Annotated in this window: 26 protein-coding genes; 10 read left to right on the top strand and 16 right to left on the bottom strand. The window is 51.5% G+C overall.

From position 1 onward, the window contains the following. Positions 1 to 42: 42 nt before the first annotated feature. Complete coding sequence (gene cax / locus EDM58_RS18875; RefSeq protein WP_122914695.1) at positions 43 to 1,086, top strand: calcium/proton exchanger; 1,044 nt, start codon at positions 43 to 45, stop codon at positions 1,084 to 1,086. 21 nt (positions 1,087 to 1,107) lie between these two features. Here cax and EDM58_RS18870 read toward each other — a convergent pair whose 3' ends face one another. The 3 genes from EDM58_RS18870 to EDM58_RS18860 all read right to left on the bottom strand — a co-directional run bounded on the left by EDM58_RS18870 (position 1,108) and on the right by EDM58_RS18860 (position 4,165). Continuing rightward, positions 1,108 to 2,442 carry a sodium-dependent transporter gene (locus EDM58_RS18870; RefSeq protein WP_122914694.1) on the bottom strand — a complete coding sequence of 445 codons (1,335 nt, stop codon included), beginning with the start codon at positions 2,440 to 2,442 and terminating at the stop codon, positions 1,108 to 1,110. Between the two features lie 124 nt (positions 2,443 to 2,566). Then, positions 2,567 to 2,848 carry an Fpa/YlaN family protein gene (locus tag EDM58_RS18865; RefSeq protein WP_023554625.1) on the bottom strand — a complete coding sequence of 94 codons (282 nt, stop codon included), beginning with the start codon at positions 2,846 to 2,848 and terminating at the stop codon, positions 2,567 to 2,569. Between the two features lie 111 nt (positions 2,849 to 2,959). Further along, positions 2,960 to 4,165, bottom strand: a complete 1,206-nt coding sequence (locus tag EDM58_RS18860) for a MalY/PatB family protein (protein WP_122914693.1) — start codon at positions 4,163 to 4,165, stop codon at positions 2,960 to 2,962. Between the two features lie 145 nt (positions 4,166 to 4,310). Here EDM58_RS18860 and EDM58_RS18855 point away from each other — a divergent pair, with 145 nt between their 5' ends. After that, positions 4,311 to 4,820, top strand: coding sequence for a molybdopterin-binding protein (locus tag EDM58_RS18855; RefSeq protein WP_122914692.1), 510 nt, complete (start codon positions 4,311 to 4,313; stop codon positions 4,818 to 4,820). 96 nt (positions 4,821 to 4,916) lie between these two features. On the opposite strand, the gene sda is transcribed toward EDM58_RS18855, so the two are convergent. Then, complete coding sequence (sda, locus tag EDM58_RS18850) at positions 4,917 to 5,054, bottom strand: sporulation histidine kinase inhibitor Sda (protein ID WP_023554628.1); 138 nt, start codon at positions 5,052 to 5,054, stop codon at positions 4,917 to 4,919. Between the two features lie 265 nt (positions 5,055 to 5,319). After that, positions 5,320 to 6,531 (bottom strand): ornithine--oxo-acid transaminase, encoded by a 1,212-nt coding sequence (locus EDM58_RS18845; RefSeq protein WP_122914691.1) that lies wholly within the window; start codon positions 6,529 to 6,531, stop codon positions 5,320 to 5,322. A gap of 209 nt (positions 6,532 to 6,740) precedes the next feature. On the opposite strand from EDM58_RS18845, the gene EDM58_RS18840 reads away from it, so the two are divergent. Beyond that, positions 6,741 to 8,150: a sigma-54 interaction domain-containing protein gene (locus EDM58_RS18840; RefSeq protein ID WP_122914798.1), complete on the top strand. Its 1,410-nt coding sequence runs from the start codon at positions 6,741 to 6,743 to the stop codon at positions 8,148 to 8,150. A 281-nt stretch (positions 8,151 to 8,431) separates the two neighbouring features. Here EDM58_RS18840 and EDM58_RS18835 read toward each other — a convergent pair whose 3' ends face one another. Beyond that, positions 8,432 to 9,646: an MFS transporter gene (locus EDM58_RS18835; protein ID WP_183187559.1), complete on the bottom strand. Its 1,215-nt coding sequence runs from the start codon at positions 9,644 to 9,646 to the stop codon at positions 8,432 to 8,434. 135 nt (positions 9,647 to 9,781) lie between these two features. Here EDM58_RS18835 and EDM58_RS18830 point away from each other — a divergent pair, with 135 nt between their 5' ends. Then, positions 9,782 to 10,663: a LysR family transcriptional regulator gene (locus EDM58_RS18830; RefSeq protein WP_023554633.1), complete on the top strand. Its 882-nt coding sequence runs from the start codon at positions 9,782 to 9,784 to the stop codon at positions 10,661 to 10,663. Positions 10,664 to 10,680: 17 nt separating this feature from the next. Here EDM58_RS18830 and EDM58_RS18825 read toward each other — a convergent pair whose 3' ends face one another. Beyond that, positions 10,681 to 11,358 (bottom strand): phosphatase PAP2 family protein, encoded by a 678-nt coding sequence (locus EDM58_RS18825; protein ID WP_122914689.1) that lies wholly within the window; start codon positions 11,356 to 11,358, stop codon positions 10,681 to 10,683. After that, the gene (locus tag EDM58_RS18820; RefSeq protein ID WP_122914688.1) at positions 11,355 to 11,807 is read right to left on the bottom strand and encodes a DUF188 domain-containing protein; all 453 of its coding nucleotides are present in this window, start codon (positions 11,805 to 11,807) and stop codon (positions 11,355 to 11,357) included. Before EDM58_RS18820 ends, EDM58_RS18825 begins: the two co-directional genes overlap by 4 nt. Before the next feature lie 73 nt (positions 11,808 to 11,880). Here EDM58_RS18820 and EDM58_RS18815 point away from each other — a divergent pair, with 73 nt between their 5' ends. Beyond that, a complete protein-coding gene (locus EDM58_RS18815; RefSeq protein ID WP_122914687.1) occupies positions 11,881 to 12,207 on the top strand; it encodes a hypothetical protein in 327 nt (108 codons plus the stop codon). A gap of 57 nt (positions 12,208 to 12,264) precedes the next feature. Here EDM58_RS18815 and EDM58_RS18810 read toward each other — a convergent pair whose 3' ends face one another. Next, positions 12,265 to 13,197 carry a S8 family peptidase gene (locus tag EDM58_RS18810; RefSeq protein WP_122914686.1) on the bottom strand — a complete coding sequence of 311 codons (933 nt, stop codon included), beginning with the start codon at positions 13,195 to 13,197 and terminating at the stop codon, positions 12,265 to 12,267. A 188-nt stretch (positions 13,198 to 13,385) separates the two neighbouring features. Here EDM58_RS18810 and EDM58_RS18805 point away from each other — a divergent pair, with 188 nt between their 5' ends. Beyond that, complete coding sequence (locus EDM58_RS18805) at positions 13,386 to 13,616, top strand: stage VI sporulation protein F (RefSeq protein WP_122914685.1); 231 nt, start codon at positions 13,386 to 13,388, stop codon at positions 13,614 to 13,616. Positions 13,617 to 13,684: 68 nt separating this feature from the next. On the opposite strand, the gene EDM58_RS18800 is transcribed toward EDM58_RS18805, so the two are convergent. The 4 genes from EDM58_RS18800 to rnz all read right to left on the bottom strand — a co-directional run bounded on the left by EDM58_RS18800 (position 13,685) and on the right by rnz (position 15,836). Beyond that, positions 13,685 to 13,780, bottom strand: a complete 96-nt coding sequence (locus EDM58_RS18800; RefSeq protein WP_023554639.1) for a YjcZ family sporulation protein — start codon at positions 13,778 to 13,780, stop codon at positions 13,685 to 13,687. A 122-nt stretch (positions 13,781 to 13,902) separates the two neighbouring features. Next, positions 13,903 to 14,514 (bottom strand): YczE/YyaS/YitT family protein, encoded by a 612-nt coding sequence (locus tag EDM58_RS18795; protein ID WP_183187563.1) that lies wholly within the window; start codon positions 14,512 to 14,514, stop codon positions 13,903 to 13,905. Between the two features lie 95 nt (positions 14,515 to 14,609). Continuing rightward, positions 14,610 to 14,831: a hypothetical protein gene (locus EDM58_RS18790; protein WP_122914684.1), complete on the bottom strand. Its 222-nt coding sequence runs from the start codon at positions 14,829 to 14,831 to the stop codon at positions 14,610 to 14,612. Positions 14,832 to 14,858: 27 nt separating this feature from the next. After that, positions 14,859 to 15,836 (bottom strand): ribonuclease Z, encoded by a 978-nt coding sequence (gene rnz / locus EDM58_RS18785; protein WP_122914683.1) that lies wholly within the window; start codon positions 15,834 to 15,836, stop codon positions 14,859 to 14,861. A gap of 154 nt (positions 15,837 to 15,990) precedes the next feature. Here rnz and EDM58_RS18780 point away from each other — a divergent pair, with 154 nt between their 5' ends. Genes EDM58_RS18780 through EDM58_RS18770 form a run of 3 tightly spaced genes read left to right on the top strand, consistent with a single transcriptional unit; the run spans position 15,991 to position 18,580 of the window. After that, positions 15,991 to 16,983, top strand: coding sequence for an ABC transporter substrate-binding protein (locus tag EDM58_RS18780; protein ID WP_122914796.1), 993 nt, complete (start codon positions 15,991 to 15,993; stop codon positions 16,981 to 16,983). A 6-nt stretch (positions 16,984 to 16,989) separates the two neighbouring features. Further along, positions 16,990 to 17,793, top strand: coding sequence for an ABC transporter ATP-binding protein (locus tag EDM58_RS18775; RefSeq protein WP_122914795.1), 804 nt, complete (start codon positions 16,990 to 16,992; stop codon positions 17,791 to 17,793). Further along, entirely contained in the window at positions 17,774 to 18,580 is an 807-nt protein-coding gene (locus EDM58_RS18770) for an ABC transporter permease (protein WP_122914682.1), read from the top strand. Before EDM58_RS18775 ends, EDM58_RS18770 begins: the two co-directional genes overlap by 20 nt. A 73-nt stretch (positions 18,581 to 18,653) precedes the next feature. On the opposite strand, the gene EDM58_RS18765 is transcribed toward EDM58_RS18770, so the two are convergent. The 3 genes from EDM58_RS18765 to EDM58_RS18755 form a co-directional block, all read right to left on the bottom strand. Beyond that, a complete protein-coding gene (locus tag EDM58_RS18765) occupies positions 18,654 to 19,589 on the bottom strand; it encodes a cation diffusion facilitator family transporter (protein ID WP_122914681.1) in 936 nt (311 codons plus the stop codon). A gap of 195 nt (positions 19,590 to 19,784) precedes the next feature. Continuing rightward, entirely contained in the window at positions 19,785 to 20,747 is a 963-nt protein-coding gene (locus tag EDM58_RS18760) for a tetratricopeptide repeat protein (protein ID WP_122914680.1), read from the bottom strand. A gap of 63 nt (positions 20,748 to 20,810) precedes the next feature. Further along, a complete protein-coding gene (locus tag EDM58_RS18755; RefSeq protein WP_122914679.1) occupies positions 20,811 to 21,185 on the bottom strand; it encodes an ATPase in 375 nt (124 codons plus the stop codon). Positions 21,186 to 21,361: 176 nt separating this feature from the next. Between EDM58_RS18755 and EDM58_RS18750 the strand changes: the two genes are divergently transcribed. After that, positions 21,362 to 21,796 (top strand): DUF2621 domain-containing protein, encoded by a 435-nt coding sequence (locus EDM58_RS18750; RefSeq protein ID WP_122914794.1) that lies wholly within the window; start codon positions 21,362 to 21,364, stop codon positions 21,794 to 21,796. Positions 21,797 to 21,896 lie beyond the last annotated feature (100 nt).

Genomic DNA, 21,896 nt, shown 5'->3' with positions numbered 1-21,896 from the left:
CCCTTGCAGGGAAACCATTCGGAGATTGCTGGAGGAACCTGCATGAATCAACGCCTATTTTTTTCGTTGGTCGCAGCGAGTCTGGTGCTTGCCGCGTTCGCCCACTATTTTACGGAACATGCTATTTTTCAATTCGTGACTGCAGCACTGGCCGTCGTTGTCCTCGCCGCTTGGCTGGGCAAATCGACGGAGAGCGTGGCCCATTATGCTGGCGACCGCATCGGCGGCTTTCTCAACGCCACCTTCGGCAATGCTGCCGAGTTGATCATCTCGTTTTTCCTCGTGCGAGATGGCTTGTTTGAAATGGTTAAGGCATCCATCACCGGCGCGATTATCGGAAACATGCTTTTGGTGCTGGGTCTCAGCGTTTTGCTCGGCGGCATCAAGTACAAGGAACAGAAGTTCAATGCGAAGCTTGCCGGACACAACGCCTCGCTGATGATCTTGGCTATTGCGGCGTTGTTTATCCCCGCCGTCTTCTTGCGCGAGCTGCCCGTAGTGAAAATTGAGTCGCTAAGCATCGTTATCGCCATTCTGCTCATCATCGCCTATGTGCTGTGGCTGATTTTTTCCATGGTCACGCACAGCGACTTTTTAAGCGATATCGATCCGCAAGAAAGCGAACCGCTCTGGTCCAAGGGCATTTCCATTCTGATGCTCGCCTTGTCCACGCTTTTCGTCGCCATTGTGTCCGAATGGCTGGTGCACGGTGTGGAGTACATCTCCCACACCTTTGGCTGGTCTGATCTCTTCGTCGGTGCCTTCGTGATCGCGATTATCGGGAATGCGGCAGAACACAGCGCCGCGGTCCTCCTGGCTATGAAGGGAAGAATTGGCGGGGCTGTAGAGATTGCCATCGGCTCCAGCCTGCAAATCGCTCTCTTTGTGGCGCCAACGCTGGTGCTGGTCAGCCTTTTGATCGGCAAGCCGATGGATTTCGTCTTTACCCCTTTTGAGCTGGCCGCGATTGCAGCAAGCATTCTGATCACGATCTCCATCACACGCGACGGAGCGACCAACTGGTTTGAAGGAGTTCTGCTGTTGACTGTCTACATCATCCTGGGCACTGCCTTCTTCTTCGTCTGACCTCGGAGGTCCCGGAATCGACTAAAATACCCCCAGCATATGCACAAAGACGACGATGATAGCGATCGGCGCTGCGAAGCGAAGCAGGAACAGCCAAAGCAGAAACAGCCTGCGGCCCCAAGTAGAGCTGACTTGCAGTTCGCTTTGCAGCACCTCCCGCTTGAGCTTCAAGGGAACGAAAACAGCGATCAGCAGTGCGCCCAGGGGAAGGAGAATATTGCTCACGAGATAATCTGCCGCATCAAAAATGGACTTTCCGAAAATCTGCAGATCAGCCAAGGGACCAAAGGAGAGTGCCGACGGTGTACCTGCTGCGAAAATCAGCAAGCCGATCACCCAAGACAATCTTTTTCGCTTTTCCTCATTCCCTTTGGACAGTGAAGCGACAATGATCTCCAAGAGAGAAAACGCTGAGGTTAAGGTAGCAAACAGGAATAATGCCAGGAAAATGAGCAGGAATACCCCGCCGAAGGGGATCTGCTCGAAGACAGAAGGCAGTACGATAAACAGCAGGCCAGGCCCCGCGGTCGGTTCCACGCCAATAGAAAATACGGCAGGAAAGATCGCCAGCCCCGCAAACAAGGAGACCAAAAGGTTCAGAGCCACGATGGAGCCGGCCGAGCGGACCAGATTTTCATTTTTCGCCAGATAGGAGCTGTAGGTCACCATCACAGACACCCCGACGCTCAAGGAAAAGAAAGATTGTCCCAGCGCATAGAGAATCGCTTCCGCATCGAGCTTGGAAAAGTCCGGCCAGAGGAAGAACTTTACTCCTTGCATCGCTCCATCCAGCGTCAAGGAGCGGACCATCAGGACGAGAAACAGAATAAACAAGGCCGGCATCATGTACTTGTTGGCTGATTCAATACCGTTTTGGACGCCACGCGCTACAACCCATGCCGTGATCAGCATAAACAAAAATTGCGCGCTTACCGCACTGGCAGGGTTGCTGATCACGTCTCCAAACAATGCATCATATTGCTGCCCCATTAACTGTCCGCTTACAGCCTGGTACAGGTAGATCAGAATCCAACCTCCCACTACACTGTAGAAAGAGAGCAGGATAAAGGAGGTCCCTACCCCCAGCCTTCCAATCCAATGCCAAAGCGACCCGGGCGCAATCGCTTTGTACGCGGAGATCGCTTCCTTCTGCGTACTGCGGCCAATCGTAAATTCCGCCAATAAAAGCGGCAAGCCGAGCACAATCGTAAACAGCAGAAACAGGAGAAAAAAAGCTCCCCCTCCGCTCATTCCTGCTACAAAAGGGAACTTCCAGATGGCCCCGAGACCAATCGCCGACCCGGCTGCAGCCAGGATAAAGCCTACCCTGCCTGTCCACTGCTCTGTTTGTTTCATCAATACCTACACTCCTCTTGTCGATTCTCGGATGTGAAAAGAAAAAAACCCGCTCCACAAGGGAACGGGTCGGGTCTCGCGGTGCAAACATGAAAAACGAGGATGCATAACGCTCCCCTCGTTTTTACTTGTTCCTATACATTTCATGAAGATCAGCCAGTTTGCGCTCCAAAGAACCCATGATCTCCCGGCCAATCTCTTCGTCTATCAAACCGAGTCGTACCGCGTACTCTACTTCTCTTGAGAGCCCGAACATTTGCGTATCCAGTACTTCCTCATAAAGTGGGCACTGCGGCATGGTCAGGTTTTCCATCTGTACGTCGATCAGTTTAAAGATTTTGTCTGCGTCTGCTTGAAGCAAAGCTAGCGCTTTTTGTTCCAGATCGATTACCTTTAATTCTGTCAAAACCTATCCCTCCGTTTGCCTCCATCCTTATCATACATAGTACGCGATTCTGGGCCATTTGAAAAGGGGAGAAGAGAGTCGAAATGCAGCCAGCTAAAAGATACCAAGTTTTCACTCTTTATTTGCTGGTTTAAAAGTGGTTGAACCCATAGACTGTATCGCCCTCTCGAGCCGTTCCATCGCTTCGACGAGAAAGGAGCGAGGGCAAGCAAAATTGATGCGAATAAATCCCGTGCCGCCGCTTCCGAAGATTTCACCGTTGTGCAAACCGAGCTTCGCTTTTTGCAGCAACCACATCAGTGTTTCTTGCGGAAGGCCCAGCTTGCGAAAATCTATCCAGCCCAAATAGCTGGCTTCCGGCACCCGCATGGAGACTGGAGGCACTCTTTCCGCCAAAAACTGATGGATAAACTGCGCGTTTCCTCGCAAATATACCAGCAATTGATCCAACCATTCCTCGCCGTGCTGATAGGCTGCGATGGTGGCTTGCACGCCGAACAGATTGACAAACTCATGGCCCATGCGCGTGGCGGCCGACTGGAATGCTCGCAGAATCTCAGGGTTGGACGACAGCGCATACGAGGTAAACAATCCGGCGATGTTAAATGTCTTGCTTGCAGAAAGAAGCGAGAGGCTTTGTTTGGAAAGCTCGTCCGGCAAGGCGTAGTAAGGAAGATGGCTTCCTTTTTCATAGACCAGATCTGCGTGAATCTCGTCCGCGACCACCAGTACATCGTGATCAACGCACAACCTTCCCAGTCGCTGCAGTTCTTCACGACTCCAGATGCGTCCCACCGGATTGTGCGGACTGCAGAGGAACAACAGCTTCACCTGGGGATCTCGTACTTTTTGCTCCAAATCAGCAAAATCGATGAAGTAATTCCCGTCATCCTCCAATAACTTGTTCTCCACTACCTCACGCCCCCGGTTTTTGACCGACAAGAAAAAAGGGTGATAGACCGGAGTTTGTACAATTACCTTGTCCCCCGGGGAGGTGTAGGCTTCAAGCGCTACGTGCATCGCAGGAATAATGCCTGGGATGCTGGTCATCCAGCTCTCCTCTACTTCGACTTGGAAGCGGCGGCGAATCCAATCCTTTAGCGAAGTGTAAAATTCCTGCGGCTCGATGGAATAGCCATAGATCGGATGGGCCACCCGTCTTGCCAGTGCTTCCGTAATTTGCGGGGGGCAAGCAAAATCCATATCCGCGACCCAAAGCGGGATCATTCCCTCCTCATTATAGCCCCGCATGTTCGATTCCCATTTCAGGCTGCAGGTTCCCGTACGATCGGTTACCGCATCAAAATCAAACCTCATCTGCGCCACTCCATTCTGATTTTTCTGTCTAGTAAGCATACTCCTTTTTGTGCTGCTTCTACAAGTAGCTTCCCCATTTGCCAGTACTTCGGCACCTGCGTTACAATGGGTACGATCAAGTACCCAAGAGTCGGAGGAATGCCTCATGTCAGAAGTGATTGTATTCAAAGGGGCGGTCTCCTACCCCATTACCCTGGACCCTACCGTCTGGATTTTTGATGACCGCAAAATCGATTTGAGTACGTACGTCGGCGATGCAGATGGATCGGACGACGGAAAGGCTACGTATCTGAAAGGGACAGGCTCCCAATGGGATAAAGAATTGCAGGAAGGCGCGACCCCTCCATCTGAGAAACCAACCAGTCTGGTAGAAGCCCGAAAAGCCTTGGAAGGCGATTACGGGATGCGGCTCGATCCGTTTATCACGAACGCCCAGCCGCATCCAGAGGCGACCCATGTCCGTCTGCATCGTCATGACGAAGAGCCGATCGTCCTCCCCATTGAGACGGCCAGAAGAGCGATCCTGCAATTTGCAAGCGGCGGCAAACCGATTCGCGAGCATGGGCCTGTCCATTTTTATTTGCCTGAAGCTCTGCTCGCCAAGGAAGAGCCCGTCAAGGGAATATATGCCATTGAATTTTTTGCAGCAAACTGAAAACCTGAATCGAACGAGAAAAAAAGCCATCACTTGCATGAAAAGTGGATGGCTTTTTGCCGTCGAATGCACGGCTTCTCTATGAACGATCAGTGATCAGGCACTAGCTTTTGTAATGGATATGTTGCGATGTTTTAATTCAAGGCTCAGCAGTTCAATAAAAGCTGCGTCCAATTGAAGGTCGATAGCACGATGATACACTTCTATCAACATTTGATCGCTCATGTATTTCACCCTTGCTCACCCCCATCCTTGTGTTGAGCCCATTTTATCAAATGCTTGTACATCGAACAATCGTTCCTCTATCCACAGGACTTGTGGGCATCATGTGGGTATCTTGTGGGCAAGCTGTGAGCAACTGCAATAAAAGCTGGCAACGCCACTGTGCATATCGTTGACAAAGATATCCACAATTAGTCGATATTTGTCGAAAGAAAAAGTGAAAAAGACTGCTTGTAAGCGGAAATTTCCACCTAAAGCAGTCTTATCCAGATATTTATTACGCCTTTGCTGTTTGTGTAGTGTGCAGCACTTGCTTGATCCGCTCGATGGACCAATCCAGGTCTTCCTTGGATATGACCAAAGGCGGCGCAAAACGAATCGTCGTTTCATGTGTTTCTTTGCACAGCAGTCCCAGTTCTTTCAGTCGCTCGCAATACGGACGAGCCGCCGTTTTGAGTTCAAGCCCAATGAACAATCCGCGTCCGCGGATTTCCTGGATCATAGGGTTTTCGATTTCCTGCAGCTTTTTCAGGAAGTACTCGCCCATTTCCAGTGATCGCTGAACCAGTCCCTCGTCTTCCAGGACATCCATAGCCGCGATAGCTACTGCACATCCCAACGGATTGCCGCCAAATGTCGAACCGTGGGAGCCTGGTTCGAAAACGCCGAGGATCTCTTGGTCTGCAGCCACAGCCGAGATCGGGAACACTCCGCCACCCAGGGCTTTGCCCATGATGTACATATCTGGCTTGACACCCTCCCAGTCGCTCGCGAAGAGCTTGCCGGTACGGCCAAATCCGGTCTGGATCTCGTCACTTACCAGTAACACGTTATGTGATTTGCACACCTCATACGCCTCTTTTAGAAAACCATCCGGCGGGATGATGATACCGGCTTCTCCCTGGATCGGCTCCAGCATGAAAGCAGCAGTATTCGGAGTGATGGCTTTTTTCAGCGCCTCTATATCTCCATAAGGGATGATCTTGAATCCCGGGGTAAATGGTCCAAATCCGCGGCGATATTCTTCCGCTGAGGAGAAGGAGGTCACAGTCACAGTCCGGCCGTGGAAATTTCCTTCACAAACAATGATCTCGGCTCTGTCCGCCTCTACCTTCTTCACATCATAGGCCCAGCGGCGCACCGCTTTGATCGCCGTCTCCACCGCTTCGGCTCCCGTATTCATCGGCAGGATCATATCCTTGCCTGTCAAGGCTGACAGCTTCGCGTAGAATTCGCCCAGTTGATCGTTGTAAAAGGCGCGGGAAGTAAGCGTCACCTTGTCTGCCTGATCCTTCAAAGCCTGGATGATGCGCGGATGGCGATGCCCCTGGTTCAGCGCAGAATAGGCACTCAGCATGTCCAGGTATTTGTTGCCCTCCGGATCGTACACCCACACACCCTCCGCGCGATTGATCACGATCGGAAGTGGATGGTAGTTATGGGCTCCATATTTCTCCGTTTGTTCGATGACGGTTTTCGTCTTGTTCATTTCGTGCTGCCTCCTTCCAGAATTGAAACCTTTCTTGATTGTTAGAGAATAGCAAGAATGATGCCAAATCACCCGACCAGCAATAGCAATGCTTCCTGATGATGAAGCAAAAATTTTTTGCAGTTTTTCATGCCGAATATTTTTGCAGCAAAATCTGTTTGCATGTATTTTGCTTATGCTATGATCAGGATACAAGGAAAGGCGGTGAAATGGCTGTGTCGACCCCTGTGAATCAACCCGCTGCCGACACGCTGTTGCGGATCTATGAGCAAATTTTGAATGAGATCAACGAAGGCGTCCATGTCATTGATGCCAACGGAATGACGATTCTCTACAACCGGAAAATGACCGAGCTGGAAGCAATGAAGCGGCAGGACGTCTTGTACAAGCCGCTTACGGAGGTTTTTCGCTTCCCCGCCGGTCAAGAAAGTACTCTTCTGACCTGCTTGCAGACCGGAAAAGGGATCCGCAATACCAGACAGACCTACTACAACGGCAAACGAAAGGAAATCACAACCATCAATCATACTCTCCCGCTCGTAGAAAATGGCGAGTTGATCGGTGCCGTAGAAATCGCCAATGATGTGACGAAAATGGAACGGCTCATCCGTGAAAATATCCAGGAGAGGACCGGAGCAGGATATACCTTTGCCGACATTATCGGAAACAGCGCTTCACTGCAAGACGTTGTGGCAAACGCGAGACGTGCAGCCCGCACCTCCTCCTCCATTCTGGTGGTCGGTGAGACAGGAGCCGGAAAAGAACTGTTCGTGCAGAGCATTCACAATGCCAGTCAACGTGCCGCACGCCCGTTTATTTCGCAAAATTGTGCAGCCCTCCCTGATTCGCTGATCGAAGGGCTGCTGTTCGGTACTGCGCGTGGAGCCTTTACTGGGGCCATAGAGCGCCCCGGACTCTTTGAGCAAGCGGAGGGCGGGACGCTTTTTCTCGACGAAATCAATGCCCTTAGTATGCCTCTGCAGGCTAAATTGTTGCGTGCGTTGCAGGAGAAGACAATCCGTCGCATCGGAGATACGAAGGACCGTGCGATCGATGTGCGGATTGTGGCTGCCATGAATGAAGATCCAGTCGAGGCGATTGCCCATCAGCGTCTGCGCAAGGATCTTTTCTATCGGCTCGGCGTCGTTACCCTTCTGGTTCCTCCATTGCGAGAGCGCAAGGAAGATATTCCGGCCTTGGTGGATCATTTTACAAGGAAGTACAATTCACTCTTTCAAATGGATGTAACGGGAGTAAGTCCAGAGGTGATGCAGTTTTTCTACCAGCACGATTGGCCGGGGAACATCCGCGAGCTGCAGCATTTGATCGAAGGCGCCATGAATCTGATGGGGGAAGAAACGCTTATTACACTCGAGCACCTGCCTCTTCCCTTGCTGAGGCGAACTCCTGCCAGCATTGTCCAACCTGCCGAACCGGTCTATCCCATGCCGGAGCAGGAGAAATCGCTCAGGGAAGTCATGGAGGAGTACGAAGCCTCCTATATCCGCCGCATCGTCGACAAGCATGACGGCAACCTCTCCCACGCGGCCAAAGAACTTCAGATCAGCCGCCAGAGCCTGCAATACCGTGTAAAAAAACTGGGACTTCGCCGCTCGTGACGATGCAAATAAAAAAGCTTGTGCCTCCCTGCCGCAACGGCCAGGGAATAAGCACAAGCTTTTTTGATGATACCTATAAACTCCTATACAGAGGAGATGCTCACAATTTCTGTTATGACAACCATGGCAAAAACAGCAAATCCCAGGGAACTCGTAACTAGCAGCATCCGCTTTAGTTTTTTCATATCTTCCATGAAATCGTCCCTCACTTTCCTTTTAGCCCATTCCTATACCGTTATATACGATAGGCCCAAGGAAAATGTTTCACCGCAACTGCGTTTTCATAAATTTGCCATTTTTACATCCTTTTCAAATCGTCCTGCATCCCGCTCCATCTGGTACAGCTTCCAGGCTACGATGAGTCCGACGATGAGACAAATCATCCATGGCATCCATGGCATCGCCAGGCGATGGCCCATGTCATAGACCCAGCCTCCCACGATTTGCCCTACAGAACCGCCAATGGCCACCGAGTAGCCATTAAAGCCGTAGTAAGCGCCCACCATCTCTTTGGGGGCAAAGCGCGGCACCATCTCTACCATATTGGGTACAGAGATCATCGTCCCCAAAGCGTACAGAAATACATTGATCAGCATCAGCCAAAGCGAATCGGCAAAAGCCAGCATGAACAACCCGACGCCCATCACCAGAGCGCCGATCCCGATCAGAGTCAAACGCTGCTGAAAGCCCTCCAGCCAGCGTGTCACTTGCATTTGCAAAAGGATGACAGAGATCGAAACGGTCGATAACACGACCCCTACATAAAAGGTATCGCCTGTCACGTCCTCCACAAACCGGGGAATCGTCAGGAAAATTTGCATATTTAAGTAATAATAGCCCATAAGAATGATCGTAAATCTGACGAATTGCCTGTCTTTCAACACATGCGACATGCTCTCCCAGACGCTGTAACGAGTATTTTTCGCCGCAATCGGGGGTAGAAGCAGGAACAACAGCAGCCCGCACAGCGCGAAAATACCTCCGGCAAATAGCGACAGGTACGTAAAATCTACGACGGACAAAGCTGTGCCGACGAGCTGCGAGCCTACGACGCCGATATTTCCCAATACGTTGCGAAACGCAAATACTTCCTTGCGCACCGAATCAGGCGTATGAACGGCAAAAGCTGCTGAAACGGCCGGGTCGAACAGCGAACCGCCAAGTCCGGACAAAATGGCTGCCAAAAAGAAATGCCAGGCTTCCGTACAGTACGCAAACATGGCAAAGCCGACGGCACGGACAAGCATTCCGATGACCATCGTTCCTTTATACCCGAATAAATCCGCCATAGCTCCCCCGAGGAAGGCAAATCCCTGCTGGGAAAATTGCCTCACGCTCAAGACGAGAGCGGCCATGGCCAGGGTCCAGCCTATGCTTCCGGTCAAATGCAGGGTGAGATAAGGGATCAACGCATAAAAACCCAAGTTCATCATAAAGGAGGTAGATAGCAGCAGCTTGACTGCCAGCGGAGTCTCCCTCCATACTTCCCGCTTCATGTCCAATACGCCTCTCTCTCACTTCTCCCGAAAAAAGTTTAGGGATACTCCCAGCTTAAAGAACAAGGTATACTTTGGGAAACGAACAATTTTGTATATGGTTATCAATTATTTAGATAAGAGGGATCATCCAGGATGGACTTTGAACAATTGCGCGCATTTTATACATTAGCCCAGACGAAAAACTTCACCAAGGCAGCCGAGATGCTTCACCTGGTCCAATCGACTGTCACCATGCGAATCAAACAATTGGAGGAAAAGGTGGGGAAGCCGCTCTTTATCCGCGACAAGCGCAGCGTGGAAATCACGCAGGCCGGCTTGACGCTTCTGCCGTATGCCGAACGCATCCTGCAGCTCTCACATGAAGCCGTGAACGAAGTTGCCTCGCTGCAGCCGTATGAAGACTACTTGTCCGTCGGAAGTCTGAATGCCATCTGGACTTCGACGCTTGAACCTATATTGAAAGCGTATCACTACCGCTACCCGTCGATTGCCCTAAGCACCAAAACCGGACGCTCCTCGGACGTCATTCAGTACCTGCTGGACAATGTCATCCAGATCGGCATCGTCTACGTCCCGCCTTCCCTGCCGAATTTCGATGTCATCCCGACATGGGAGGACGAAGTGGTGCTGGTATGCGCCTCCGACAGTACATACGCGGCTACCAATCAAGTAGATGCGAGCGAGCTTCGCCATCTTCCTCTCCTCTACATGAGCTGGGGTCCTCCCTTTAATGAATGGATCCGGCAAACGTTGCCGCGAAACTACGTCCCGCGGCTCAATGTAGACAAAGCGGAGCTGGCGATCGATCTTGTAAAGGAAGGATTGGGAGTCAGTCTGTTGACCCGCTCCACCGTTCAAGCCGAGCTGGCGGCAGGCACGCTGAAGGAATTGGCCATCACAGGAAACAAGCCTCCCAAGCGCTCCGCCTATATCGTGCTGCCCCGCGACAAGAAGAACAAGCCCAGCGTAGAAAAATGGCTGGGCTTGATGAGAGAGTTTGGTTATCGGACGTAGTTTTACAGACCTTAAGGTTACCCCTCTCGTACTGATTCGAGGACGGCAGGCGCTTCACGATCACGATGCCTGTCGCTCCACTGCGCGAGGGCAAACCGCGAAAAAAAGTAAACCATGATAGACAGGCTAAAGCCGCAAATCACATCGCTGAAATAATGAACCCCCAGGTACACCCGGCTCGATGCGATCAAGATGACCAGCAGGATTGCTGCGGGCTGAATCAGCCAAGACCAGTTCTTGTCCCTGAGCCCATTGTGCAGAACGACTGCCAGCAACAGGTAAAAGGCGGTTCCGACCATCGCATGACCGCTTGGGAAGGAAAAGGAGGCCGGCAACTCTACCAGGTGAAACAACGTCGGGCGCGGCCGGGCAAAATACGCCTTCATTCCTTCATTCAGCAAAAAAGCCGATAGCAAAGTGAGAAAGATCACCAGCGCTTCGACACGCTGTCCCTTACAGAAGCAGACCAGCATGACAATCAGCCCGACGAGAGCCAAAGCAATGCCCCCGCCCCAAAATGTAAGCATTCCAAGAAAGGCTGTCAACCAATCCGTTCTGATTGCAGACACCCATTCGAATGCAGTCTGATCAAGCGAAATGAGCAGACCGCTGATATGTAAGCCAACCAACAACACGGACAAGATCAAAAAAACAAATGCACCGAGGAGGGCGCCTTTTTCCGCATGCCGCGTCATAAGGAGATCTCCCTATCCATCAGTTCACGCAAAGAAGCGGCGAATCGCTGATCGTCTTCCCTGGTCCGGGCGTGAGGACCGCGCGTTCTGCCCCCTCCACGCCGAAAACGGGCTTTTTCGTTGCGCTCTTCCAGGTGAAAGGCAATCCTTTCGGGATCGAAAATCAAGCCGTGCGGAGTAAGCGGCAGTGCTTTTTTCCCCATCACCAGCGCTGCCAAACCGATATCCTGCGTGACAACGATGTCTCCCGCCCGTGTTTCGTTTGCCAGTTTCATATCGACAGCCTGCGGACCTGCGTCAACCACGATGTGGTTATCTCCTTGCAGCTGGTGGTTCAGGCTGGCGAAGGTCAGGCATCGCCAGCTCTTCTCTTCACTGAGTGATTGTGCAATCGCCAAGGCCTGGCGAGGACAGGCGTCTGCATCGATCAGGATGCGGCGCTCAAGCATGGGCAGCCACCCTTTCCTGCTCTTTTCTCTCCCCAATCAGGCACTTTTTTTGATATGATGAGAATGGAGAGGAGTGAACGTACTATTGCGTTACGCATTCAAACACGATGAACGACTCGGCATTTCGCTGCCGTGGGTCCCATTGGAGTGGGAGGAGTACACAAGCGAAGAGCGCGCGGACATGTTGCTGGCCTGGGAGGAGATTCGTGCCACCATCCCTGACCGCATTCTCCAGCTGGAAGCGATCATCATCGAGAAGACCCGGCAAATGTCAGAAGAGGAAAACTTCGTCCGCTCTTGTGAATTGAACAGCGAAATTCATGAATTAGCCAGTCTCATTAATGATCTTAATATATGGTTCCGCGTTCAGCAAGATCACGATACCAAAGTCCATCAATGACGATGTGCCAACAAGCAAGACCCCTGGGCAGCCATTCCCTGGGGTCTTCTCCTTTTTCTATACGGTTGCTTTGGCCTTGGAGGAGCGGACTCGGCGGGCCATCTGCAGAGCCATCAGTCCCGTCACATGCGGCGCTGCCATCGAGGTGCCGTTTAGCTTGCGGAACTGATTTCCCGGCCAGGTTGACAATATATCGACTCCTGGCGCCTTCCGATTTGCTCCTTTCCCGCGGGAACTGAAGGAAGCCAGCTTGCCGTTCTGATCGATCGCGCTCACGCCAATCACCTGATCGTATCGGGCGGGATACTCGACTTCTCCACCGTTGTTTCCGGCCGAGGCAACCATTACGATTCCCCTGTCATTCGCCTTTTTGATGACGCGGGCCAAAGCTTCGCTGTACTGCGGCATCCCAAAGCTCATATTGATAATGTCCATCTGATTGTCAATCGACCAGTGAATGGCACGCAGTATCGTCGCAAGCGAAGATCTCCCCTCTTCATCAAAGGCGCGGATGTCATAGATATGCGATTCGGGAGAAACACCGACGATCCCCCGCTGGTTCATCTCTGCGACGATGATCCCGGCTACATGTGTCCCGTGCCCGTTGCGTTTGCCTCCGACAAAATCTACTCCGCCTTTTAAACGATGCCTTAATTCGAAATGCTCGCCCGAAATCCCGGTATCAATGACACCGATCTTGATTCCGGCTCCCATCCCCTTCTTCCAGCGCCGCTGCGCCCCTACGTACTGCACGCCCCAGGGAATCTCTTCTTCCGCATGCACACTGACCGTCAAGTTTTCTTCGACCGTCGGCTGATAGCGTTCAACATGCTTTTGCAACAGCCGATACATCTGTTTGCTCACACACATGCAGGCCATATCCTCGTAACAGCGCCACGGCTTGCGCTCCCTGTTCGTGCGAATTTTTCCTTGCAGATCCCGGAGTATTTCATGAAAAGGCGTCTCTCGATGAAAGCTGAGTATCTTCAACTCTGTGGCCTCCTGTCATGCTTCTTTCTGCCTCATCCTATGTACCTGCCGCATCACTCGGCTTGGGCAGATACACACGCCTGACAAAATAGGCACCCATTACCGCGGCATTTGTCCAGACAAGGAGGAGATTACTTCCATATAACTGCATAGGAGACCAGCTATTCGAAATGAGGGGAGAGAGCAGCATGGGAAAAGAAAAAGCCAGCGATCTGCTGAAAAAAATCAACAAGAAGAGCAAGAAAAAAGTAAAAATGAGCGATATTAAATCGCTTGCCAAAGGGTATTCCAAAAAGGATCTGAAAAACGACAAAAAGCTGGGCGAGCTGATTAAAAAAGTAAGCAAGGCAGTCGGGATCAAGCTAAGCGACAAGCAAATTTCTTCTGTCAAAAAACAAGTGCACGATCGCCTCGGATAAGCAAGAAAAGGGAGAGCCGCGAAGCTCTCCCTTTTCTCGTTTTCTCTTGACCGGATCCTATCCACTGATTAGTCGCAGGCACAACCTACAATCGTCAGCAGGACGAACAGCACCAATATCAAAGCAAAATCGTCGAATCCGGAACCGTTGAATATGCTACTCATTTGCTTTCCCTCCTTTTATCGGCAACTAGTCATACTGTATGAGCGAAACGTCTAACCTGATTGGACGATCGCCTATCTGCGTGCCCTTTTTTTGGACACCTCACTACTGCCGTAGAGGAAAATCAACTGGCTCGGCGCTCAACTGGCTCCGGCAACGCGTATTGTTTTTTCATCACCATTTGCCAAAAGGGAATCGTCCGCTGTATCAACGGGCCAGTCAACAAGGCAATCAAGACGGTACCAACCGATACCGGCCCCCCCAGCGACGCTCCTGCAATCAAGACCGTAATCTCAATGATCAGGCGAACCCTCTGGATGCTCCAGCCAAGGCGTTCATTCATCGCCAGCATAAAGCTGTCACGAGGCCCCGCCCCCAGTTTTGGAGAGAGGTACATTCCTATCCCCACTGTCATGATCAGAACCCCGACCAGAAACATGACAGTGCGCTCCACCATCATTTCCGGCTTGGGCACGATCCCCCACCATATGAACAAATCCAGAAAAAGGCCAAAACAAACCATGTTCAGGAACATGGCAAAAGTGGGCTTGATCTTGGCGAGCAGGTAAGAGGCCATGATGACTGCGACACCCGCAATCTGAGACCAAATCCCGATCGTCAATCCAAATGTTTTTTGCAAACCAATGTGAAACGTATCCCAGGGCGCAACCCCCATATTCGCCTGAATCGTCAGCACGCAACCGAAGGCGCAGACAAACAGCCCCAGCACAAACATGGCGTAACGAATCACGATCGGCCTGCCAATCCGTATACCGGACACTGCCTTTCACCTTTCCTCTCCTATTCTCCGCTCTATCTATCCCTTACCAGTTACCCTTGAACAACCACTTCAAAAAAGATGCCATCCTTGCGGTAATACGCCTCGGCTTTTTCATAGCGCAAATAGATCGGTGCCTGGGAGAGCTGCTCCGATGCCAGGACGATCTGCCGTTGCTTGTTCGCTTCATCCTTGTACTCGACAACCAGGCTTACCTCTTCGCGCAGGCAGTGCTCCACCAACTCCTCCGGGGTCGCAAAAACAATCCGTTTCATGCTTCCTTCCCTTCCTGTATGTAATGATCATCCATTATAGCAGGCTTCTTCATTTCCTCCCATGGTTTTTCGCTCACGTTTGACCGGCAAACTGTAGAAATCCTCCGCCAATGTCGTATTCGGAAAAATCGCCTGCGCCTCGGCCAGCAGGTCCTCCATCGTGAACTCCCCTTCCTCATCCTCATAACGCGGGCTGAAGTGAGTCAGGCAAAGGCTTTTCACCCCTGCATCCCGTGCCAATTGAGCCGCTTCCTGAGCAGTGGAATGGCCGCTGCGAACCGCCAGATCCTTGTCCTGCTGCGAATAGGTCGCCTCATGCACCAGCAAATCTGCTCCCTGCGCAAGCTGTAGAACCGCCTGGCAGGGCTCGGTGTCGCCGCTGAATACGATCTTACGGCCTGGCTGAGCCTCCCCGACGAAATCACGTCCATCCAGGACCCGTCCATCTGGCAGAACAACCTGTTCTCCCCGCTTCAACGCCCCGTAGATCGGACCTGACGGAACCCCGAGCGCTCTCGCTTTTTCTACCTGGAAGGCACCCGGCTTCTCTTTTTCTTCCACGCTGTAAGCAAATGACATGACCCGGTGCCGGGCGGGACGGCAGGTGACAACGACCTCCTCATCCTCATATACGACTCCCTCGCTGACGATATGGATCTGCAGGGGATAGTGCAGATGGACAGGGCTCGTCTCCATGATGGCGCGAAAGTAGCGATCCAGACCCGGGGGACCGTACAAATCCAACGGAGATGCTTCGCCATTGCGCAAAGAACGGCTGGCCAAAAGTCCGATCAAGCCGTAGAGATGGTCCCCGTGCAGATGTGTAATAAAGATTTTTTCCAGCTGGCTGATTTTCATCGGGGCGCGAAGCAATTGATGCTGGGTCCCTTCCCCGCAATCGAACAGCCACCATTTCCCAGCTTGTAAAAACCGAAGCCCGATTCCACTTACATTGCGCTTGGTGGTCGGCGCTCCTGAACCTGTACCCAAAAATGTAACAATCACGGTGAGTGTGCATCTCCTTTTTGATTGGAAGTCTTCTCCTTGAGCCCTGATCACGCATTTAGGTGTCTGTCCGCTCATCTGGGCATTCACCCTTTTTTCCCGAATCGCATACCTTACCTCAGACGACAAACCTAGCAAGGAGGGACATTTAATGATCAAACGCCTTCTCTATCTGGGAATGGCAGTAGGCCTGGGAGCCATGGCAATCTTGGGCGGCTGTTCCAGTGCTCCAGATAAAATCCGCATCGGTGAAGTAACCCGTTCTCTATTTTACGCCCCCCAGTACGTCGCATTGGAAAAGGGCTTTTTTCAAGAAGAAGGGCTGGAGGTGGAATTATCCACCATCCCTGGCGGAGACAAAGTCATGTCTGCACTCCTCTCTGACGGCATCGATGTGGCACTCGTCGGTTCCGAAACCAGCATTTATGTCGCACAGCAAGGAGCTGCGGATCGAGTGGTGAATTTTGCGCAGCTGACACAGACAGACGGCACCTTCCTCGTCGCCCGCGAAAAGACAGGTACCTTCTCCTTCGATCAGCTGAAAGGCAGCGTCTTCCTTGGGCAGCGAAAAGGCGGCATGCCGCAAATGGTCGGGGAATACGTGCTCAAAAAACACAATATCCATCCACAGAATGATCTTGAATTGATCCAAAACATAGAGTTCAAAAATATCGCCGCTTCTTTTGCTTCTGGCACAGGCCAGTACGTGCAACTGTTCGAACCGGAAGCGTCCCGCTTTGAACAGGAAGGCATCGGCCATGTCGTCGCTTCGTTCGGAAAAGAAAGCGGAACGGTCCCGTATACCGTGTACATGACAAAGCAAAGTACATTGGATAAAAATCAGGATGCTATCCAGAAGTTTACCAATGCCGTATACAAAGGGCAACAGTGGGTTGCCAGCCACTCTCCCAAAGAAACAGCAGAAGTCATTGCCAAGTACTTTGAGGGGATCAAACCCGAGATCATGGAAAGTGCTGTGAAGCGTTATCTGGAACAAGGCTCCTACGCTGCTGACCCGATCCTGGATGAAGAAGAATGGAAACAGCTTCAGGACATTATGAACGAAGCGGGAGAGCTGAAGGAACCTGCCGATTACACCAAGCTGGTGAATACGACGTTTGCCAAAGCTGCTAAAGAAGGGAAGTAGACCATGATGAACAAGACTCCTTCTACGCCGGCCAAAATTGAACTTCGCCACGTGACCCATCTCTACCTATCCGCGCACAGGGCTTTCATGGCGGTCAAGGATATAAACCTGCGCGTGGAGGAAGGCGAGTTCATTTGTCTGGTTGGTCCCAGCGGTTGCGGGAAAACGACCCTGCTGTCCCTGATTGCCGGACTGGAGCGGCCCACATCCGGCGAGCTGTTCATCGATGGCAAACCCGTCAGCGGGACGTCTTCGCAGGTCGGTTATATGCTTCAGCAAGACTACTTGTTCAACTGGAGAAGCATCGAGGACAATGTATTTCTCGGTCTGGAGATACAGGGAATCCGCAACAAAGAGACAGAAGAATACGCGTTGCACCTGCTGGAAGAAATGGAGCTGATCGATGTTCGCAAATCATCGCCGACCCAATTGTCCGGCGGCATGCGGCAGCGCGTAGCTCTCGTACGGACGCTCGCCTGCCAGCCGGATGTGCTGTTGCTGGATGAACCTTTTTCCGCGCTCGATTACCATACCAAGCTGAAGCTGGAGGACCTCGTATTTACTACTTTGCGCCGCCATAAAAAAACCGCTCTTCTGGTGACGCATGATCTCTCCGAGTCGATCGCGCTCGGAGATCGGGTGACCATCTTATCCCGCAATCCGGGACAGGTGCGCATGGAATTGACGATACCGCCGGCTATTCGCAATGCCCTCCCGTTTGAAGCACGGAATCAGGAAGGCTTTCAGGACGTATTTCATCAGGTATGGAAAGAGATGGAGGTGGTGTCGGATGCAAGCAAAGGAAATTGAAGCCGTCCATCAGCAGTATCTCCAGAAGGAGGGACGGACTCGAACCTGGGTATTCGTCACCCAGCTCTTTCTCTTCGCGGCTTTTATCGGCCTTTGGGAATTGCTGTCGCGCGCCAATCTCATCAATTCCCTGATCTTCAGCTATCCGTCGAAAATCATCGCGCTGCTGTGGACGCAACTGCTCGATGGCAGTCTGCTCCCCCACGTCGGGCTGACAGTATGGGAGACCATTGTGGGTTTTGTACTCGGAACGCTGCTGGGTACCTTGCTCGCCTCTGTCATCTGGTGGTCCCCCTTCCTCTCCCGCGTGCTGGAGCCCTATCTCGTCGTCGCCAACAGCATGCCCAAGGTTGCGCTCGGACCTGTGTTTATCGTCTTATTCGGTCCAGGTCTGACCTCCGTCATCGCGATGGGATTAGCGATTTCCGTCATTATCACGACCATCAACATCTACACCAGCTTTCGCGAGGTAAATCCGAACTTCGTCAAGGTCGTGCAGACGCTGGGCGGCAACAAGCGGCAAATCTTTACCACCGTGATTCTCCCGTCTACGATTCCGACCATACTGGCCACATTAAAAGTGAATGTCGGCCTCTCCTGGGTCGGAGTGATCGTCGGAGAATTTCTCGTCTCGCAGATGGGATTGGGATATCTGATCATCTACGGCTTCCAAGTCTTTAATTTTACCCTGGTCATGATGAGCCTCGCCATCATCGCAGTCGTCGCCACCTTGATGTACCAAGGGGTCGCGTTTCTCGAACGGCGGCTCACCAGCCAGTTTAAATAGATAGCATCAAAAAACGGTGCTGCTCGCAAGCGATCGAGCAGCACCGTTTTTTGCGTAAGTCCTGACGTGTTTGTCACGCATGCTGGAGCAAAAACTTTTTGCCGTATTCTCCATGATCCAAAATAGCTGGATCCTCGATCTGAATCGTCGAATGTTCGATGCCGTACTTTGTCTTCAGAAGATGGTTGATTGCCATGATCACACAAAACGGCTGAATCGTTTCCCGAACAAAAACATGCGCAGTCAGCGAGTAATGGTCTGTAGTCACCGCCCACAAATGCAGCTCGTGAACATCCTCTACTCCTTCGACACGTCCGATGTCTTCCCGGATTTGATCCAGATCGAACTTCTCGGGAACGGATTCCATCAATACAGCTAGCGACTCGCGAATGATTTTGGCCCCTCCGACAAAAATGATTCCCCCGATCACCATGCTGATCAACGGGTCAAAGATGTAATAGCCTGTAAAGTGGATCAAAACTGCAGATGTAATGACGCCGACGGAGCTGAGCAAATCTCCGAAGAAATGCCAAAGTGCGCTTTTTACATTCAGGTTGTCTTCTTCCTTGGTGCTCCGGCTCAAAATGACCGTCAGCACGACGTTGACCACCAAGCCGATTGAAGCAATGAGCAGCATGAGCTGCAGATTCACGTCTTGGGGATGGATCATCCGATTAATTCCCTCGATAAAGATACCGATCGCAATAATGGCAAGGGCTAACCCGTTTAAGAACGAAGCGATGATTTCAAAGCGCAGGAAGCCAAACGTGTACTTCTGGTTCGGCTTTCGTGTTGCCATGTAGATGGCTGTCATGCTCAAGCCCAGCGCAATGACATCAGAGATCATATGGGCCGAATCGGACAGGAGTGCAAGAGAGTTGGAGAGAATTCCTCCCACGACCTCTACGATGGTAAAAAACAGGGTCAACAGCAATGTGATCCAGAGGGTTTTCTTTGATTTTTGCTGTTCCTTTACATGGTCGAGATGATGATAATCGGCATATTTCATGGGAACGCTCCTCTCAATATTAAAATAAATACTATCTAATAATTATTTTAATCATACATCTTCTTTTTCTTTTTTTCCAATGAACATTTTATGGATCATACAAGTGATACTCATTCCCAACCGCCCAAAAAAAACAAAGGCTATCCCAATCGTCCGCCGACGAAGAGATAGCCTCTGTTCATTCCACATCTTTCATCATGATTTCCAAAACTTCCACCAGCTTTTTTTATGTGCCGGATTTTCTGCTTGCTCAAGCGCCACTTTTTGTTCCGCGGCAGCTTCCACTTCCGCCGCACCAGGGATTCGGGCCAGGAAATGGTCTACCATCGGCTTGTAGTTGTCTGCCAGATGGTCCTGCATGTGGCGCAGGATCGCGATGGCCTTTTCCTTCTGATCCGTCGCGAGCAAGGCGTTCGCGTAGTTGAAGCCGGCATAGGGATAGGGAAAATCAGGCTGCCAGTAATCCTCGCAGATTTGGATCAATTGATACACATACCCTGCTTGTCCCAACTCTCCAGTGACGGTCATGACCACCTCGAAGCGGTCGTTGGTTCCTTCGATTGCCTCCCGGTAGCACTGCATCGCTTTGAGCAGATTTTCTTCCGTCAGCGCTAGCCGCGCCAGATGAAGTTTGGGACGCCATGCGCCTTCCTTGGAAGAGAGCGTTTCCAATCGACGTCGCAGTTCATCCTTTCTGCCGCTGTTCACAAACGCCTGCGCGTACAGATTAAGGGCATTTTCCTGGTTGGGATCCTTGAACAGGCCCGTCTCCAGCATTTCAAAAGCCTTGGCTTCGTCTCCCTCTGCTCCGTATATTTTCGCCAGATTGGTACAGGCCGTACCGGAGGCGGGAAAACGGTCGAGACAATTGATCAGGATGGTTTTGGCGCGCTCAAATTCCTTCGCTTGCATATGTACGACAGCCCGAAAAATCAGGGCTGACTCGATCGGGCCGTAAAGTTCCAGCAGTCTGTCTGCCGCACTTGCCGCCTCTTCATTGAACTGCTCCTTCGCCAATTCCATGGCGAAATTCCGCAACTTGTCCTTGTCGTCCCAGTATCGATCCAGATTGGCAGGGATCACCTTTTTCTGGTAATCCTCGCGCGACATCTGAACCGTTTGGCCAAACTCATTTGTAAATGTCACAAAATCAGACATGAAACAGCCTCACTTTCATTTCCCGTAAAATGTTCTTTAGGGTGCGACGGTCCTTGTCCCCGTTTAAATCCAGGCCTTCATGTTTACTTTGCGGATAAATTCTTCCATTGATTCCTTGACCGGTTCGTCATTAGCCGCATCCGCTTCCTGCATCCCCAGCAGTTGGCGAAATAGAGCTTCGTTGCGTGTCGCTAGTGCGTAATCGAGCAAGGCCTCGCGAGATACTCGCTCCGCCTCCTCTTCCAGGATTTGTTGTTCCAGCGCAATATCCTCCTCGACAACGGGGAATTGCTTATCTATTTTAGGGATTCGCACAATCCACGCAAAAGCACTGTCTGGATTACGGTCGCGAGCGATCAGGTAACCGTATTCGCTAATGGGCAAACCTTGTTCAAAGGAGTCGGCCACGATGACGACGCGTTGTCCAAGCTTGAACATAAGCGTCAACTCCTTCATAAGTTTACTACCTATCATACACAATGTTAGGTGCGCTTGGGAAGAGCAAACACCGCACTTGGGCAATGGCACAAAAAGTTTGTTGTCGCGGGCAAAATGCGTTACACTTTGGGTAATACGCAATTTTTGCCTGGTAAACGAGGTGTACGAGCATGCAAATGACCACGGGGTTCTCCCTCTTTATTGTGGGATGGTCGATCGTTCTGGTCAGTCTGATGTTTATTGGCGGCTTTTTCATGTTCCGCAAATTTTTGAAATCGATGCCCAAGCAAGACGGCAAGTCCGATCTTGACTGGCAGGATTACTATATCGATCAGACCCGCTCTCGGTGGACGGATGAAGGACTGGAGCTGTTGAATGAGTTGGTGTCACCGGTGCCGCAGCTGTTTCGCGACGTAGCCAGACGCACCATCGCGGCCAAGATCGGACAGCTGGCGCTGGAGGAAAAGGCAGAGACGATCTCGACCGAGCTGATTGTAAAGGGTTATATCGTCGCCACGCCAAAACGGGACCATAAATGGCTGATCGCCCATCTGGAGTCCAAGCAGATTGACTATACGCCTTATAAACAATATCTGCACACGGAGGCGTGAAGCCGCTAGTTACCAAATGAGAAATGGGCGGGAAGTTGACCCGCCTTTTTGATTAGTGGTCCTCCAACTGTAGCGGAGCAGAGGAAACCAGCTAATATTT

Origin of the sequence: Brevibacillus panacihumi (assembly GCF_003710985.1) — a bacterium.
GTDB lineage: Bacteria > Bacillota > Bacilli > Brevibacillales > Brevibacillaceae > Brevibacillus > Brevibacillus panacihumi.
The sequence above is the reverse complement of the archived record's forward strand: the minus strand, read 5'-3'. Positions and strand labels throughout refer to the sequence as shown.

Bases quoted from the DNA above. Each gene is read 5' to 3' on its own strand.
- cax (WP_122914695.1), top strand. From the start codon at position 43: ATGAATCAACGCCTATTTTTTTCGTTGGTCGCAGCGAGTCTGGTGCTT.
- EDM58_RS18870 (WP_122914694.1), bottom strand. From the start codon at position 2,442: ATGAAACAAACAGAGCAGTGGACAGGCAGGGTAGGCTTTATCCTGGCT.
- EDM58_RS18860 (WP_122914693.1), bottom strand. From the start codon at position 4,165: ATGAGGTTTGATTTTGATGCGGTAACCGATCGTACGGGAACCTGCAGC.
- EDM58_RS18855 (WP_122914692.1), top strand. From the start codon at position 4,311: ATGTCAGAAGTGATTGTATTCAAAGGGGCGGTCTCCTACCCCATTACC.
- EDM58_RS18845 (WP_122914691.1), bottom strand. From the start codon at position 6,531: ATGAACAAGACGAAAACCGTCATCGAACAAACGGAGAAATATGGAGCC.
- EDM58_RS18840 (WP_122914798.1), top strand. From the start codon at position 6,741: ATGGCTGTGTCGACCCCTGTGAATCAACCCGCTGCCGACACGCTGTTG.
- EDM58_RS18835 (WP_183187559.1), bottom strand. From the start codon at position 9,646: ATGAAGCGGGAAGTATGGAGGGAGACTCCGCTGGCAGTCAAGCTGCTG.
- EDM58_RS18830 (WP_023554633.1), top strand. From the start codon at position 9,782: ATGGACTTTGAACAATTGCGCGCATTTTATACATTAGCCCAGACGAAA.
- EDM58_RS18825 (WP_122914689.1), bottom strand. From the start codon at position 11,358: ATGACGCGGCATGCGGAAAAAGGCGCCCTCCTCGGTGCATTTGTTTTT.
- EDM58_RS18820 (WP_122914688.1), bottom strand. From the start codon at position 11,807: ATGCTTGAGCGCCGCATCCTGATCGATGCAGACGCCTGTCCTCGCCAG.
- EDM58_RS18805 (WP_122914685.1), top strand. From the start codon at position 13,386: ATGGGAAAAGAAAAAGCCAGCGATCTGCTGAAAAAAATCAACAAGAAG.
- EDM58_RS18800 (WP_023554639.1), bottom strand. From the start codon at position 13,780: ATGAGTAGCATATTCAACGGTTCCGGATTCGACGATTTTGCTTTGATA.
- EDM58_RS18795 (WP_183187563.1), bottom strand. From the start codon at position 14,514: ATGTTTGTGCTGGGGCTGTTTGTCTGCGCCTTCGGTTGCGTGCTGACG.
- EDM58_RS18790 (WP_122914684.1), bottom strand. From the start codon at position 14,831: ATGAAACGGATTGTTTTTGCGACCCCGGAGGAGTTGGTGGAGCACTGC.
- EDM58_RS18775 (WP_122914795.1), top strand. From the start codon at position 16,990: ATGAACAAGACTCCTTCTACGCCGGCCAAAATTGAACTTCGCCACGTG.
- EDM58_RS18770 (WP_122914682.1), top strand. From the start codon at position 17,774: ATGCAAGCAAAGGAAATTGAAGCCGTCCATCAGCAGTATCTCCAGAAG.
- EDM58_RS18765 (WP_122914681.1), bottom strand. From the start codon at position 19,589: ATGAAATATGCCGATTATCATCATCTCGACCATGTAAAGGAACAGCAA.
- EDM58_RS18760 (WP_122914680.1), bottom strand. From the start codon at position 20,747: ATGTCTGATTTTGTGACATTTACAAATGAGTTTGGCCAAACGGTTCAG.
- EDM58_RS18755 (WP_122914679.1), bottom strand. From the start codon at position 21,185: ATGTTCAAGCTTGGACAACGCGTCGTCATCGTGGCCGACTCCTTTGAA.
- EDM58_RS18750 (WP_122914794.1), top strand. From the start codon at position 21,362: ATGACCACGGGGTTCTCCCTCTTTATTGTGGGATGGTCGATCGTTCTG.